The sequence below is a fragment of the Micromonospora sp. NPDC005979 genome, from assembly GCF_040614415.1.
Classification (GTDB): Bacteria; Actinomycetota; Actinomycetes; order Mycobacteriales; family Micromonosporaceae; genus Micromonospora.
This window is the reverse complement of the sequence record NZ_JBEXUR010000001.1, coordinates 444,289-460,927: the sequence shown is the minus strand read 5'-3', so window position 1 is coordinate 460,927 and position 16,639 is coordinate 444,289. Positions and strand designations below refer to the sequence as shown.

Sequence of the window (16,639 nt, the reverse complement as noted above, 5' to 3'; positions counted from 1 at the left end):
GCCGGGTGGTACCTCCGCGTCGACCGGTCAGGACACCGCACCGAGAACGTCCCTGTCCAGGCTCGCCGCGGCCAACTCCACGCGCGAACGCAGGCCGGTACGGGCGAACAGTCGGGTCAGGTGGTTCTCGACGGTCTTCTCGCTGAGGCGCAGGCGAGCGGCGATCTGCCGATTCGTGCGCCCGCTGGGCAGCAGCTCGATGATCTGCCTCTCGATCGCGCTGAACGCGGGCCGGGCGCCCCGGGTCTGCGGCAGCGGTACGCCCCGGCGGCGCATCGCCGTGGCGACCACCGTCCGGGTCGCCGCCGCGTCCAGCGTCCGGGCCACCTCGTACGCCTGGCGCAACCACGGTTCGGCGTCCTCGGCGGTGTGGCCGAGGGCCAGGGTGGCGTGCCACAGGTCGAGGCGGTGACCGCGCGCGCGGGTCTGCTCGACGCTCCGCTCGGCGGCCGCAGCGTCCCGCTCGACGAGGGCGTGGATCAACGACTCCGCCTCGGTGGTGAGCCGTGGACCACCCGTCTCGTCCGGTAGCGGCAGCCGGAGGCCCGCCGTGCCGGGGGCGTACCGGGCGCCCAGCTCCGCGAGCCGGACGAGCAACTGCTCCACGCCGAGCACGCTGCCGGACGACAGGTGCGCCTCGTGGGCACGCGCGCCTTCGGCGAGCCGCTCCCGGACGTCCGCCGCGTCGCGTGGCTCCCACCCGGGACCGTTGGAGACCCACCAGCGCAGGGCCGCGTACGGCGGATCGGCCGGCACCGAGCGCAGCCACTCGGCGGCGGCCTCGCGCTGCCCGCGCAGCGCCAACGCCTCGGCGGCCCACAGTCGGGCCAGCCGGGGCACGAGCCGGTCCGGCAGGTCGGTGAGGTTCGCCTCCCGGGCGGCGGAGAGCACGCCGGCGAGGTCGCCTCGTGCGCGGTGCTCGTGCAACCGGTGGTAGGCGGCGACCGGACCGTCGACGGGTACGCCGTACCGGCTGTCGCCGAGCACCAGGCGCAGCACCAGGGCCAGGTCGCCGAGGCTGCCGGCACGGACCAGCGGATCGTCCCCCGCCCCGACGGTGAGCGCCCGCCGGACCGTGGCGAACTCGTGCGCCGTCAGCAGCGACGCGTCCGCGACCGGCGGGTCGGTGACCGGGATCGGCGTACCGGCCGGCCACGCGTCGCCGAACGCCACCATGGGGTCCGGCCCGGCCAGCGCCGCCCGTACGCGCGGTGACAGCGGCCGACCGGTGTGCAGGGTGGCGAGCAGGGCGGCGGCGGCCAGGTCGGCGTGGCCCGCGGTGGGGACGCCGCGGGCGGCGATCCGGTCGACCTCGGCGGTGAGCCGGGTGAACTGGCCGGTCCGCACCAGGAGCCGCAGCAGCCGCGCCTGGATGTCGCCGGCCGTGTCGTCGCCGTCGCAGTGCCGCAGCGCGGCGCTCAGCCAGTGCGCGGCGCGGTCCGGTTCCCGTTCGGTGGCCCGGGCGGCGGTGGACAGCAGCGTACGGGCGGTACGCCGATCGGGCGGCACCGCGGCGCCGGCCGAGGTGACGTGGTCGGCGAGCGTGGCCCGGTCCGCCCGGTCACCCGCGCCCGTACGGCGGAACAGCGCGGCGGCGCACGCCCGGTGCAGTCGGGCCACCGCCCGCGGTCCGGCGTCGTGGACGAGACGGGCGGCCAGCGCGGGGCTCTGCGGGCGGATGCCACCGAGCCGGTCGGCGACCAGCACCCCGGCCTCCACCAGGTTGTCGAGGATCGCGCCGTGACCGTCGGGGTCGCCGAGCGTGGCCGTGGCGAACAGTGGCAGGTCGGCGAGGCCGAACCGGGCCACCGACGCCATCGTGGCCAGACGTACGGCGTCGACGCCGTACGCGTGCAGCCGGACGGTCAGCGGGTGACCGGGCGGCAGGAGGATCGGCGCGGACGGGTCGCGCAGGCACAGGTGTCCGCCGGCCTCGATGAGCCGGCCGTCCCGGCGTAACGCGTCGACGGTCGCCACGACGGTCGCCGGATGCCCGGCCAGCGGGCCGAGCGCGTCACCCAGCACCGAGGCGAACGCGTCGTCGACGGGGGTGCGGTAGCGGCGACCGAGGAGCTCGCGTACCGCCGGGGCGGGCAGCGGTGGAAGGTCGACGACCACGTCGGCCAGCGCGTCGAGGCGACCGGCGGCGGGCGCGTCCGGCTCGGTGGCGGCGACGACCAGGACTCCCGGGCGGACGGCGGCGCCGAGCGCGAGGACCCGGGTCGGCTGGTCGCCGGCGTCGTCGGCCAGCAGGACGGTCGGGCCCCGACGGCCGATCAGGGCGAAGAGCGCGCCGGCCTCCCGGGCCAGCACGGCGCTGTGGCCCGGCGACGGGTCGGTGGACGGCGGGCACAGCGCGCCGAGGGCGGCCACGGGCGCCGCCAGGGTCGGCTCGCCCAGCGACTCGTAGTGCTCCCGGACCGCGTCGAGCAGCCCCTCGAAGCCGCTCGTGCCGCTTCGCGCCGGACCGGCCGACGGCAACCGCAGCACCGCGACGCCCGTGGACTGCCAGGCGTCGGCGGCGGCGTCCAGCAGGGCCGTCCGTCCGCTACCCGCGACGCCACGGACCAGCGCGAAGCGGCCACCGTCCCCGGCGTCGCGTCCGGCCGTGGCGAGGGCGTCGAGTTCCGCCTGCCGTCCCACCGCCGTACGCCGTCTCCGCATGCCCGGTTCCTATCAGCGCACGCGGGCGGTCGGGGCGTCGGCACCGCTCGCCCCCGCGAAGTCGGGGGACATCCCTCGCGAATGCCCCTCCCCCACGGTCAGGAAGATCTCCCCAACGGCGGCCAGTGACCGCAGGTACCGATCCTCGTCGTCGGTGGCCAACCACATCACCGTGGTGTCGTCACGCGGTTCCTCCAGGTGGCGCACGTCGACGAGGACCGCCGGCGGCACGGCGTCCGGGCCGAATCCGGCGGCCAACCGTTGCCGGATCCGGGCGAGTGAGCGCTCCGCGTGGGCGACCCGTGCGGCGCGGCGGTGCCGCGACGGCAACCGGGCGTACCCGTCGATCAGCTCCGCGAGCAGATCCGCGGGGTGCTCCGCCACCACGTGGCGGCCACCGTCGGCCGAGATCATGCGGATCGTCATGACTGACCAACGGGGACCGCCGGTCCGTGGTTCACGTCGTCGGCGAGCAGGGCGAGCGCGACCAGGTCGGAGGGGTCGTCGGGCAGGACGGCGGCGACGGCGTCGAGGAGGCGGCGGGCCTCGTGCGACACGATCGCCGGCTCGTCGTCGTGCCACCAGTATTGGTGGTTGCCCAACCACGCCGGCGCGGCCGCCCCACCGACGCCCCGCAGCGCGTGCACCAGCCGGATCTGGGCCTGCAGGACACCGAGGTTGAGGTTCGTCCAGCTGATCGAGGCGCGCAGGGCGTCGACGGTGGCCTCGGTGACACCGACCATCCGGGCGAGGGCCGCGTGGTGGGTCGACACGACCGCGGCGAGCGCGGCGTGCTGATCGGGCCCGAGCGCGGCGTCGACCGTGGCCGACCGGATCCGCGCACCGGATGCCCGGACGTGCCGGGCCACGGTCCGCAGGTCCGCCCAGGTGTCACGGGTGTCGGACAGGCGCAGGGTCACGCCCTGGCCGTCCGGCCCGGAGGTCACCGTGCTCGGATCGGCCAGCCGCCCGGAGAGTTCGGCGAGGTCCACCGGGCCGGCCGTGCGCAGGGTCAGGCTCAGGCCGGCGGCGTCCGCGCCGGTCAGGACCGGACCCGTCCGGTACGGGATCGGGTCGTCGCCGGCGGCCACTCTGTCGCGCAGGGTGGCGCGTACCGCCTCGACATCGACCACCCGTGCGGGCGGCGCGGCGTCGGCGACGGGCTGTGGACGGGCGGGCGGCTCGGCGTCGGCGACGGGCTGTGGACGCGCCGCTGGCGTTTCGCCGCCCGACGCCCGTGATTGGTCGCCGGTCGAGGAGGGCGCGGGGGCGGCCGAGGGCCCTGCGGTGGCCCGGATGGGGACGCTGCCCCGCACGTCGTGGCCCAGCGGCGCGTCCACCACCGCACGCGCGGTCGAGGCGGACTCCGGTGCGCTCCGGCCGGGCGCCACGGTGGCGTCCGCGCCGATGACGAGGGCACGGGCGGCGACGGCTGACTCGAACCGGGCGTCCGCGAACGGCCCGGGATTCGCGAAGACCCGTTCGCCGGGCGGACGGACCGGGTCGGCCCAGAGCACGCGGCCGTCCGCGAGGGTGTGTGCGAGGAACATGTGGTGCACGGTCTGGTTCGGTCGTTGCAGCAGTACGACGGCCGTCGTGCCGGGCCGGTCGCGCAGGTCCGCCTCGACCGTGTGCCAACCCGTCACGGGCGTCCAGTCGGTCTGCCCGGTCAGCCAGGACGTCGCGGCGTCGGCCTCCTGTGTGCGACTCGGACGCAGGGCGTGCAGCTCCGGTGTCGCCGACGGGTAGAGCCGGGTGACCATCCGCTCGGCCAGCGCGAGGCACTCGGCGAGCGACAGCAGACCGGTGCGGACGAACGCGGCGTTGCCGGCGTCGGCCACCTCGTCGACCGTCCGCCGGAACGCCGGTTCGTCCATCCTGACCCGGGACGGTGCCGCCGGCCGGGTGGTGGGAGCGGTGTCGATGCGATTGCCCAACTCCATGCCCTGCACGCGGTCGACGACCGTCGGCGCGAACCGGGCCGGCGGCTGGTACGTGGTGTCCGGTCGCACGGTCGTCACCGCGAACAACGCCCCGTCCCGGTCGATCAGCAGCCGGTGGCCCGGATCACCCGGCGGATAGATCACCAGGGTCGCGTCGTAGCGCATGAGGTGGTACTGGGCTCGTCGTTCGCTGTTGCGTTCGCCGACGTTGCTGGTCTCGCCCTCGTACCCCCGGCCGCCGCCGAAGCCGCCGTACCCGGAGCCGCCCGGGCCGGTGCGGATGTTGCCGGTGGTCCCCCGCAGCGTCGCTCCGCCGCCCACCGACGAGCTGGTGCTCTGGGAGACCTCGTAGCTGGGTCTGGTGTCCCGCTGCCGGTAGTTGCGGCCCTTGTGGGCGAAACCGCGGGGCCGCACGGTGCCGTCCGGGGCGCGGTCCACGTTGAACGACGAGCCTCGGAGGTCCAGACCGAGCCGGATGCCGGTGTCGCCCACCTGGTAGCGGTGTTCGAGCAGTTCCTCGAAGCGACGGTTGAGCTGGCGGTCCGAGGTGTGGTGGGCCACCGTGCGTTCCAGGGAGCTGAGGTCCCCCTTGCGGGCGATCCGGGGCGGACTGTCCTCGTCGAAGACATCCGGCCAGGTCCGCAGCGGTTCGGTGACCAGCTTCGCCCACGCGTGGGCGGCCTGCGCGACGGCTCTCATCGACTGGGGGGTGAAGGTGGGGTCGGCCAGCACCGTCGCGTTGAGAGCAGGTGGCGCGGGGCGCGGGCCTCGCTCGATCCGGACCGCCGGCAGCGCCGCCGGCCGGGACGGACCGGCCGGCGCCCAACTGCCGTTCACCGGGCCGGTGGAGGCCGAGGGCGTGTCCTCGATCGTCAGGTACGCGGGAACGACGAGCCGCCCGCTGCCGGCGATGTCGGTGATCGTGGTGGTCCGCTCCCACCAGCCGGCCCGGCCCACCACCGGCGCGTCGGCCGACCAGCGGCTCCACGAGCCGGTGTCGCGCCGCACCAGCCCCTCGAGGGCGCGGTAAAGGTTCGCGCTGGTGGTGCTGAGGAACCGCAGGAGTTCCGGCAGTTCGGTGGTGAGGCCGATGTCGACTCGGAAGGTGATGGGCTGGGTGAACTCGTGCGACTGCTTGATGCCGAGCCGCATGATGTCCTTGGTCTCGTCGGCCAGGCCGCTGCCCACGCCGGTGGTGCGCTGCCACTCGGCCCGGAACTCGCCGGCCAGGTCCGCCTTCGAGGCGATCTCGCCGCGGGCCCGGGTCCGGCCCCCCACGTGCAGGCTGCCGGAGTGCGCGGTGTCGGTCGAGTGGGCCGTCACCGCCTCGCTGCGTTCGGTCAGGGCGACGTCGTCGCGGGGCAGGTCCTCGGTCGGCGCCTGGAGGTCACCGGTCACCTGCACCAGCAGGAACCGCATCTTCCCGCCGGTGACGACCGGCTGCCACACCCGTAGGCCCGCTCCGGTCAGGGTGGCGAACTGCCCTTCGAGGGCGGCGGGCCGCAACCGGGCGATGAGGGCGCGGACGAGGAGCGTGGGCGGCAGGTCGATCGGGTTGGCGCGGCGCGGTAGCAGCTTCCATACCGACAGCGCACGGGTGACGGCGGGCAGCACGGCACGGGCGGCGAGCCGCTCCGGGTGCGACCACGCGCGGACCGGCTCCGGATCGACCGGGCGGCGCGTCGGTGGGCTGGCTGGCGTGACGGTGGTGGCGCCGGGCAGCCCGAGGGCCGCCGCGAGCCGGTCCGGCGCGATGAACTCCTTGCCGAGGTTGACCCGCAGGTAGCGGACGGCTTGCGTGACCTCGCCCTGCTCACCGTCCCACCGCTCCGCACTGATCTTGAAGACGAGGTCGCTGCGGTAGTGCTGGGTGAGCCCGCCGTAGGTGGCCCGGGTGATGTCGATGTAGCCGGACTCGTCGGACACCCCGTCCTCGCGGGCCCACCGGTAGCCACCGGACGGACCGAAGGCGAGGCGACCGAGACCACCCTCGCCCGCGGTGTCACCACCGGGCAACGGTCCGCCGCCGCCGCCGACGCCGCCGACCTGCCGACGGGTCGGGTCGGACGGGGCGACCCGGTCGGTCGGATCGTCGACCGTGCCGGAACCGCCGAGTGGAAAGACCGGACCGGTGGAAATGCTGATCCCGGCGCTCCTGCCGGTGTCGTGCGACCACTTGTGGCCGGCGCTGAACTGCTGGTAGTGCTCGATCTCGACGTCCGAGGGCGGCCGGGTCTGCTCGGGGTTGAACGCCCGCACCTGCACCCGTACCGCCTGGTGGTGCCCGCCCTCGTCGGGCAGATCGATGAGCCAGCCGTAGCCGTCGGTCATCTCGGCGAGGCGCCCGGCGACCTGGCTGGCGATGCCCACGCTCCACAGCGGACGCGGCCAGTTCAGCGGTTCCGTGAACCACCGGCGATCCAGGTTGTTGATCTGCGCGTACGTGCGAGCGGCCTGAGCGGCGACCTCGGGCAGCCCGGGCAGGAAGGGAAACACCCCGACGGCGGACTCGTCTTCGTACGGGATGGGGTCGGCCTGGTCCCACGCGCGGAAGGTCACCTCGGTGACCCGACCGGCCTGATCCTGCTCGGCTGGCGTGACAGTCCGGTCCAACCGGTGCTCGTCGGGCAGCACGGTCCGCAGGGCGGTGACGTCCGGTTCATCGGGGTGGTTCGGATCGTTCGGGTCTCTCGGGTCGTCGCCGATGAGGTACGTGACCCGTGGCTGCGTCCCCTGACGCAACACGACCTCGTAGATCACCCGGTAGCGGAACTCGGTCACGCCTCCCGTCGTCTCGGTACGCCGGTAGTGCTTGACCGCGCCGTCGTACGCGTCGGAGCGGGACCACTCCCACTCGCCCTGCACCTCGGCCCGCCCGAGCTGAAGTTTCCACTCCTCGAGCGGCAGCGGGACGAGCAGACCACCGCCGAAGCCACCGCCCATGCCGTGGGAGGTGCCGACCGAGCCCTCCACCGAGCTGCCCTGCAGAGCGCGCAGGTTGACGTCCATCGGATAGGCGACCGTATCGCGCAACTCCTCCAGGTAGGCGATGACGAGCACGTCGTACGGAACGCCCTCGATGGTCACCTGGAACGGGTCTCCGGTCTGGAACCGGCTCGGGTCCGCCTCCATGGCGTCGCGCCCGATGTGGATTTCCAGGTCCTCGATGACGTCGACGGGCAGCTCCTCGCGGTGCGACAGGGCGAGCAGCCCGGCGGTGGCGGTGTCGAGCACCACCTCGGCGCCGGGCAGCGACAGGGGTGCGCTCGGGCCCAGGCCGCGCCGGGTGGCCAGGGCAAGGGGTTCGCCGGGCACCGCCGTTGCCGGATAACGGCCCCGCAGCTGCGGCGTCTCGACCCTCGGCATCAGCCGTCGGGTCTTCGGGTCGACGACCCGACCACCGGTGAGAACCTCGACGGCGCGGGGCCCGAGGCGGTCGCGGATCTCCGCTTCGTCGACCAGTCGGCCGATACGCCGAGGCGCCGGCGGCACCGCCACGATCGGACCGTCCATGGGGGCACCGAGCAACGCCTGCTCGTACTCGCCGCGCTGGTCCTCCCAGACGGCCACCTCCCCGGGCATGCCGAGCAGCACCACCGGCCGGACCTCGCCGGAACTCAGCTGGGTCACCAGCACCGTCTCGAACTGCTGGCGGTACCGGGTCTGCGCCCCGGTGCGCTTGAACACGGTGTGGTTGAGCACGCTCTCGCCGAGTTCGACGCCGGCATCGCGACCGACGCTGCCGCCCAGCTCGCCACTGACGGTGCCCTGCAACCTGTTGTCCTTGGGCAGCTTCCCGCCCGGCGTGGGCAGCGCACGGGCGATGTGACTGATGCCGTACGACGCGACCTCGCCGGCGACGGCGACGCTCCGGCTGCCGTCGGCGCTGGTACCGGCCTCCGCGATGACGCCGAGGTCGTCGCGGACCGCGACGTCCGGCGTGTCACCGAGGTGTTGCAGGCTCATCGGCCGGAGCATGAGGTGCAGCGACATGGTCGTGCTGCCGTGGTGCAGGCCGGTGGCACGGTCCGAACCGTGCAGCAGGCGTCGGTTGCGGTTCAGCGCGGTCCGCTCGTTGAGCAGTTGCGCCACGCCCTGCCGGGCGAAGTCGGCGGCCGCGTCCGCGTCGAGGCTCTCCCGCAGGGCCCGGTGCCAGCCGGTGATGAGTTGTTCGGTGGCCAGGGCGTTGAACACCCGGTCGGCGTTCGAGGTGCGGGGTGGTGAGCCGTCGACGGAAGCGGCGGCGCGGGCCGGTCCGTACTGCCCGTTCGCCGGGTCGGTGTACGGCGTGGGGAACTGGATGAGCAGCAGGTTCTCGTGCGTGGGCAGGGTTCGCGTGGTGGTCCAGAGCCGGCCGTCGACGTACACCTTGAAGGCCAACCCGGCCTGGAACGTGGTGGAGTCGGCGACGAACATCTGCCGGCCGGCGAGCACCTTGCGCCCCTCGGAGCTGCCGTGCTCGCGGTTGCTTCCGAAGGTGATGTCCGGCAGTTGAAAGATCACCCGGGTCACGTACTGGCTGATGCCGCCGAGCGCGGTGTCCGGGCTGAAGATGCCGCCGGTCGGCCGCTCGCTGTCCCTGGTCCAACCCCGGGACGTCGAGCCGAAGCTGACCTTGTAGACCTTGGCGTCCTGCTCGGGTGCGGGCGGCGCGGGACGGGCCACCCGGGGCACCGGCAGGATCCACACCAGACGGTTGCCGACACTGAGGTGGATGCCGCTGGTGAGCCGCTCGTCCCAGTGTTCGAGGTACTGCTCGTAGGCGGCGTCGGCCGGACCGGTGCCGCGCTCCGGCGCGGTCAACGCCCGGGCGATCTCGCGCCGTATCTCGACCCGGATCGCCTCCGCGTGGTGGGCCGGCACGCCGGGGAGGACGGGCAGGCCGGCCGCGAGGCCCCTCGCGAGCTGCGCGGCGGAGCCGACGCGGGCGGTGGCCGGTCGCCCGGCGGCCAGCACGGTGAACTGGCCGAGCGCGCCGTCCTCGAGGTACCAGGGCACGGTGGGCCCCTGGGCCGGCGCGGCGGGCGGCGGCAGCGTGTCGGCCGGGCCCTGGCCGCCGGGCTGTCCGTCCGCGTCGAGCGCCAGGACGGTGACGCCGGGCGTGCGCAGCATCCGGTCAAGGACCACGGGCGTGGGCCGGTCCAACAGCCCGGCATGGGTGGGATCGACGACCCGCACGATCGGAGCGTCGCCGGTGTCGTCCGACCAGAGCCAGAAGACGCGGTCGCGGTCGGGCACGTGCACCAGGGCCATCGCGCCGGGCGCGTCGCGCAGCGCGGTGAGCATGCCCGGTACGTCGTTGAGGGGGCGCGCGGTGCCGCCGAGGAGTCGCTGGAGTTCGGGCAGGGTGAGCCGGACGACGTCCGGGGACCAGCGGCTGTCCACCACGTTCGCCGCCCGGCCGTGCAGCGCGACGAAGGCCCCGTACGCGCGGGCCACGTCGTGCTGCAACACCGTCTGGGGGCGCTGCGACTCGACCGTACGCACCCAGGCACGCAACCGGCCCGGGTCACGGCCGGTGGCCCGACCGGGCAGGGCCAGGGCGGCGGCCACGGCGTCCGAGCCGGTGCCGTGCCGCGTACCGGACAGGCCCAGCACGCCCGGCTCGGCGGGCGAGCGCGACGCCAGGGTCACCGCGTCCAGGTCGGACCGGTCCGGCACCGGCTGCGTCGACGGCCGCCCGTTGGCCTCGGGCGTCGACTGCGTGGGCGGCCGGCCGCCAGCGTCCGGCGTCGGCAGCGGCCGGGCACGGCCATCCGCGTCGAGCAGCAGGGCGCGGACGCCGTACCCGGTCAGCGCCCGCTCCCACCGACTGCTCGGCGTCCCGGCGAACGCCTCGTCGGCGAGCAGGCCGGCGCGTTGCGTGTCGATCACCCGCAGGGTCGGCGTCCCGGTCCGGTCGTCGGACCACAGCCAGAAGACGTGACCCCGGGCCGGGCCGGCATCCGGCGCGAGCACCAGGTCGTTCGCGGGCAGGTGGATGAGCGCCAGTGCGCCGGGGGTGCCACGCAGCCCGTCGACCAACGCGGGCCAGTCCGTCAACCGGGTCAGCGACCCGTCCAGCAGATCCTGGAGGTCCCGGACGGTCATCGACTGCGGGGCGGCGGCGGCCCGGTTGTCGACCACGTTCGCGCTGCGGCCGTGCAGGGCGACGAACGCCGCGTACGCCCGGACGACGCAGTCGGTTTCGCTCAGCGTCACCTCGTCGCCGGGCCGGTCCGGCTCCACCGCGGCCACCCACTGCCGCAGCCGTTCCGGATCCCGGCCGCCGGTACGGCCCAGACCGGGCAGCGCTCGCCCGACGAGATCGCCGGCCGACAGTCGGGGGCGTAACGGGGTGTCGGGGTCGCCGATCGCTCCCGGTTCGGTGGGAGACCGGCGCGCGGGCGTCAGCGCGTCCACGGTGCTGTCGGTGTCGGTGTCGGTGTCGGACGAGTCGTCGGCGCGTTCGGTGGCCGTCTGCCCATGCGCCGACGCCTCCGCCTGCGCGGCGTCGGCGAAGTCGGTGACCTCGACGCCCGGGATGGCCCGCAGCAGGTCCAGCAGACCGGGCGGGTCCTCGATCTCGGTGGGCCGGACGCCGGGGGCGTCCGCGGCGTTGATGACCTCGTCGAGGTCGAGCGAGTTCGCCGGTGTCGTGATCGCCGAACGTCCCTGCCGGGCGGCACGCTCCGCCCGCCACTGCGTCAGCAGGTCCGCCACCTGGGCGGCCGAGCCGTCGTCGAGGATCGTGAGGTTGTGCCCCTCACCACGCAGGAAGTGGAACAGCGAGGCGATCTCGTCCTCGGCCACCGACCAGCGCCGCTGTAGCCGGTCCACCCACTCCACCGCCACGTCGCGTACCCGACCGGCCCGGTCGACCCGCGGCGCGCGAGGCGCGGTGGAGGCCGCGTCTCGCTGCGGGCCCTCCGGCAGGGACTGCACCAGCGCCGACACCGTGCGCGGGTCCATCCCCAGATCGGCGGCGAGGTCGGCGAGCACCGCCGGGTGCAGGTACGCGCTGGCCGCCACCCGCAGGAGATCGGTGGGCACGCGGTCGGTGATCCGGTAGATCTGCCACAGCGACTCGATCAACGGCCGGGGCGGTCGGCCACCGCCCGGTATCGGGTTCACCCGCGCCCCGGACCGGGTCCACGCCGTGGCGAGTCGCGGGCCGGTCACCGGGTCCGCCAGCAGGGCGCGCACCGGCGCGTACCGGTCCTCCGCCGGGGCCGGATCGTTGAGCGCCCGCAGCCCGTCGGCCGAGGTGAACACGGCGGGGTCGACGCCGAGTTCGGCGACCAGCGCGAAGAGCAGCAGCGGGTCCACCACCCCGAGCCGCGCCGCGTGCGCCGCGACGTCCAGTGGCACCCGGCCGACCCGCGTGCCGACCATGGCCACCCAGATCGCCGGCACGCCGAGTTCGGCACCCAACCTGATGGACGACTCCTGAACGTCCATCAGGCCGATCAGCGACACCTGGAGCTCGCCGAACTCGATAAGTGTCTCGGGTGGGACCGGGTCCCCCGTGCCCCAGGCGCGGGGCAGACCCATGCTCAGCACCACGGCCGTCGGATCGTCGAACAGCAGAGTGTCCGCCGGCGGACCGGCGAACCGGCCCTGCGTCGCGCGGGCCAGCACGAAATGCCGGACGACGCTGCCCCGGGCGTCCAGGTGCTCCTCGAGCTGCCTGGCGTACTCCGCGTGCCGGTCGTCATCGGCCAGCGCGGACCGGTCGAGCAGCCCGAAGACGGCCGGATCGAGGAACCAGCGAACGGTGTAGTCCAGCAGGCGGTCGAGGGGGATACCGTGCCGGTTGGCCGGGTCCAGCAGCTCGACCGGCGTCCGCTCCAGGTCGTCGGCCACCAGCTGGTGGATGGTCCAGGGCGGTTGACCGGCGGCCCGGGCGAGCGCCAGGACCGCCCGGTGGTCGAGCCACGGCCGTGCCTCGTGGTCGAGCGCGATGGTGTACGCATCGAGCCGCGGGTCGGCGAAACGCCGCGACCAGTACGTCTCCAGCCACGCCTCACCGGAGCGCTGACCGGTCACGGCACTGCCGTGCGTGTCCGGCAGCGCGTTGGCGAGACGTTCGTCCAGTTCCAGGGCGGTGAGGTCGTCCGGTCGCTGGAAGAACGGCTGGTCGTGCAGGACCGCCTCGAACGCGCTGCCCACCGCCTCGACCGCGCTGCCCAGCTCGGCGGCGGCCGGGTGCGGCGTGCCGTCCGGTTCGCGCAGCTCAGGGCGCTGCCGCAGGTTGGTCGCCACCTCCGCGGCCAGCAGCCGGACGTACCGGGCGTCGGCGGTGAGGACCGCGAGGTAGAGCCCGGGCAGGGTGCGGGCGAGGCGGTCCTGTGGTTCCACGGTGAGGTTCAGCAACGCCTGGTCGCGCTCCGCCCACGCCGCTCGCAGCTCGGGCCCTGGCCGCGCGGAGGCGTCGAGGAGCTGGATGATCTCGCGTTCCAACCGGTCGCGCGCCTCCACGGCGTTGAACAGCGGATCCCGGTTGGCGGTGGCCGCCGCGGCGACGGCCCCATGCATGCCGGTGAGCTGCCGCAACCCTCCCGCCCAGCGCCTCAGACGGCCGCCGAGATCACCGAGGCCGCCGATCCGGTCGGCCGGCAGGTCCGTGACGAACCGCTGGGTCGCCTCACGGAGCCGGTCACCCCGGTCGCGCAGCACGTCGGTGTGGGACTCGGGCACCTCCGCGCGTCCCAACTGGCCCAGCGCCGTGGTCAGGACCGCCGGGGTCACCGCCGCGCCCCACGCCCCGGCGACGCCGCGCGCCGCCTGCCGGAACATCCACGGTACGCGCAACGCCTCATCGTGCAGCGGCGAGCGACGGGCCGCGTACGTCCGCAGCAGCGCGGCGACCTCCACCACGTTCTGGTGGTCCGGGTCTGACACGGGCAGCTCGCTGCGCTGAAGCGGCGCGGTGAACGGGTGCAGGTATCGCGGGTCGGTGCCGATGACACCGGCCGCGACCAGCACCGTGTCCGCCGACAGGTTCATCCGGTGCGCGATGCGGAGCAGGTCGATCGGCAGTCGGCCGCTGGCCACCGCGACCCGGGCGACATCGACGAAGCGGTTCAACGCCGACGATCCGACCCGGTAACCCAGCGCGGTCGCCCCGCGCAGATCGCCCCACGGCCGGTCGAGCAGCTCTCGGGCGGCGTCCCGGAGATCCTGGGCGACGACGTCCAGGCTGGTCAGTGAGCCCGCCCACTCGGTCAGCTCCGCGTCGCCGACCTCGGTGGTGCGCGGCAGACCGGTCAGCAGCGCCTCGGACGGGCCGGTCAGGTCCTCGGCGAGCAGCCGCAGGGTGAGCTCGACCCGTTGCAGCGGCACGTCGACGAGGAACTCGTGGGACAGCAGCACGATGTGCGGCGACGGCAGGAGGAAGGAGAGCTGACCGGGGTGGAAGCCGAGCCGGCCGGCCAGCGTCAGTTGACGGGTGAGGCCGGCGGCGTTGTTGTGCGGCAGGTAGCCGCTGCGGCGCAGATTCGCGCGAACGGCCTCGGCCCGTCCGGCCACCGGCGCCCTGCTCGAACCGGGCACGTCCAGGTCCGGCAGCACGGCATCGCGGATCTCCGGCGCGATCACCGCCAGGTGGCCGGGCAGCACGCCCAACTCCATTGCCAGGTCCTCGACCTGGTCACGGTCGTCGAGTCCGAGCGCCTCGGCGGCCCGGTCGGGCCGGGTGTCGATGTCGTGCCGCAGCCAGGCCACCGCCACCGCCGCGTCGAGCAGGGCGTCCGGTAGTGCGGTGAGCAGGTCGAACGGCACGGCGTAGCGAACGAAGTCGAGCAGCGCCGGGAGGACGTCGGCGGTGAGGCCGAGTCGGCCGGCGATGTCCGCGATCGCCACCACGTCCTCGTCGGTGATCCGTCCGAACGGGTCGAGACTGCCGCGCAGCTCCCGCACGGTCATCTCGTCGAGCCGCCCGAGGTGGCTGGCGAACACGGCCAGCGCCCGCGGGTCGACACCGAGGTCGACGGCGACGGTCAGCAGCGCCCGGGGGGCGACACCGATCCGGTCGGCCAGGGCGGTGAGGTCGCCGGGTGCTCGGCCGACCGCCTCGATCCAGCTGAACAGGCGCGCGGCGGGCACGTCCGGGGCGAGCGCCGTGAGCGCGTCCCACCGGGGCCGGTCGAGATCCAGGGACGGGTCGGCCCACCTGACGTTGTCGACCCCCTCCGGCGCCGGACCGAGGCCGCGTGTCGGCTCCGCGTACCCCGGTGGACGCTCGTACGACGCGAGACCGTCCAGACCCGGCCCGGCGAAGTGGTCGCGCAGCTCGGCGACGGCGGTGACGTCGAGCAGCAGCTCCACCGGCCCCACGCCGCCGACGGCCCGGGCCACCAGGCGGTACTGGTCGCCGAGTCGCACGAACCCCAGCGGTACGGCGTCGGTGAACCCACCCGTCCGGGCCCGGTCGGACGGGTTACGGGTCGCGCCGACCGTCACCGCGCCGGTGCGGAGCTGGTCGGGCGTGACCGGGAACGGAACGCCCGTCGGCTCCGGCATCCCGGACGGCGGCAGCGGCAGCAGCGGGACGGTCCGCGTGAACTCCTGCGTGAGCGCTACCGTCCGCGGCCACTCGCGGGTGGTGCTGCCGCGTACCTGGCCGATGCGGCGCAGGGTCACGGTGACGTCGACCCGGCTGGTGAGGTGGTCGACGCCGAGGTCGTAACCGTCCGCGCGGCGACCGGTCAGCCGCAGCTCGTAGCGGTGCGCCCGGGGGCCGGTCCGGTCCGACCGCACCACCAGGGGCCCGTCGTCGAGCAGCCGGTGAAGGTGACGGTGCACCGACGGCAGCGTCAGCAGCGCGCTCAGGTTCACCTGGTGACCGTCGAGCGTCCAGCGGTACCGGTCGAGGCCGCCGTCGTGGGCGTCGAGCAGCTCCGACGCCACCGCCCGTACCGGCTCCGCGCCGTCCCGGCCGGTCAGGCCCCGTGGCTGCCCGATCGCCTCCACGTCCCCGTCACCCGGCAACTCGGGCTCGCGGCCAGCGGTCGGAGTCAGCGCCAGGTAGCCGCCGCCGCTGCGCGCCACGAACGCCTCGGGCCTCCCCGGATCGCCGTACGCCCGCAGCGCGCCGTCTTCCCCCAACACGACAAGCCGGAGCCGGAGGCCGTCGGCGAGGCGGCCGGGATCGGTCGTACCCCAGCGGTGCGCCACCGGCGCCGGATCCTGGTCGCGGCCCGCCGCCGCGAGCACGGCGGCGACGAGGTCGCGCGGCCGGCCGCCGAGCGGTTGCAGGCCGAACAGCGCCGCGTGGTCCGATCCGGCGAGGTCCGGCTCCGTCGCGGGCGCCGGATTCGCCGGTACGGCAGGTGTCGGCACGTCCGCCGTGGTGGCGACGAAGCGGACCCGCGACGGCACCGGCGGTACGGTCGCCGGCCCGTTCGTCTGACCGTCCAGGAAGAACACCCCGTGCTCGTCACGAACCACGTTCACGGAGTGCGCCACCGAACCCGTGGCGTCGTTGACGACCAGGACGCCGCGCGAGCCCATTGGTGCGGCGCGCATCGCGTCGATGACGGCCCGGTAGCCGTCGACCTCCCGCAGGGGCCGTCCCGCGTAGAAGCCCAGCACCCCCACCTCGGTGACGACCGACGCGGGCGCCTCGAACCGGTCCCGCCCACCGACGCGCAACAGCAGATCGGTGACGATCGACGCGAACACGCAGTTCAGCAGCGACCGGAGCGGGTTGACCCGGTCCAGGTACGGATAGCGTTCCCGCATCTGGTCCACGGTGATCGGGTCGCCGACCGGGATCCAGCCGCTGCGATCGACCGGCACCGCGCCCGCCACGTCGGCGGCGGCCGGTGCGACGGCGCTCGACTCGTCGGACGTTGCTGGCGACGTCGGGGCCGGTTCGCCGTCGGCACGGGGACGCTCGGCCGGACGCGGCACCGCGTACCCGAACACGACACCGCCCACGTCACCACCGCCGCTGTCCCGTGCGGGTGTCGTCGGCCCGGGGGCGTGCGGGGTCACGCTCAGACCGGTGGTGGTGTGCGAGTGCTGCCGGGCACTCGATGCGGGATCGG

Annotated in this window: 3 protein-coding genes; all 3 read right to left on the bottom strand. The window is 74.5% G+C overall.

Going from position 1 to position 16,639, the window contains the following annotated elements; genetic code table 11:
* Positions 1-27 precede the first annotated feature (27 nt).
* Genes ABZ272_RS01850 through ABZ272_RS01840 form a run of 3 tightly spaced genes read right to left on the bottom strand, consistent with a single transcriptional unit; the run spans position 28 to position 16,529 of the window.
* Complete coding sequence (locus ABZ272_RS01850; RefSeq protein ID WP_355047983.1) at positions 28-2,664, bottom strand: LuxR C-terminal-related transcriptional regulator; 2,637 nt, start codon at positions 2,662-2,664, stop codon at positions 28-30.
* Between the two features lie 12 nt (positions 2,665-2,676).
* Positions 2,677-3,090, bottom strand: coding sequence for a hypothetical protein (locus ABZ272_RS01845; RefSeq protein ID WP_355047982.1), 414 nt, complete (start codon positions 3,088-3,090; stop codon positions 2,677-2,679).
* Positions 3,087-16,529 (bottom strand): toxin glutamine deamidase domain-containing protein, encoded by a 13,443-nt coding sequence (locus tag ABZ272_RS01840; protein ID WP_355047981.1) that lies wholly within the window; start codon positions 16,527-16,529, stop codon positions 3,087-3,089. The genes ABZ272_RS01845 and ABZ272_RS01840 overlap by 4 nt, the downstream gene beginning before the upstream one ends.
* Positions 16,530-16,639: the final 110 nt, after the last annotated feature.

What these genes read in the sequence shown, in the direction of transcription:
- ABZ272_RS01850 (WP_355047983.1), bottom strand. Translation starts at nt 2,664, where the DNA reads ATGCGGAGACGGCGTACGGCGGTGGGACGGCAGGCGGAACTCGACGCC.
- ABZ272_RS01845 (WP_355047982.1), bottom strand. Translation starts at nt 3,090, where the DNA reads ATGACGATCCGCATGATCTCGGCCGACGGTGGCCGCCACGTGGTGGCG.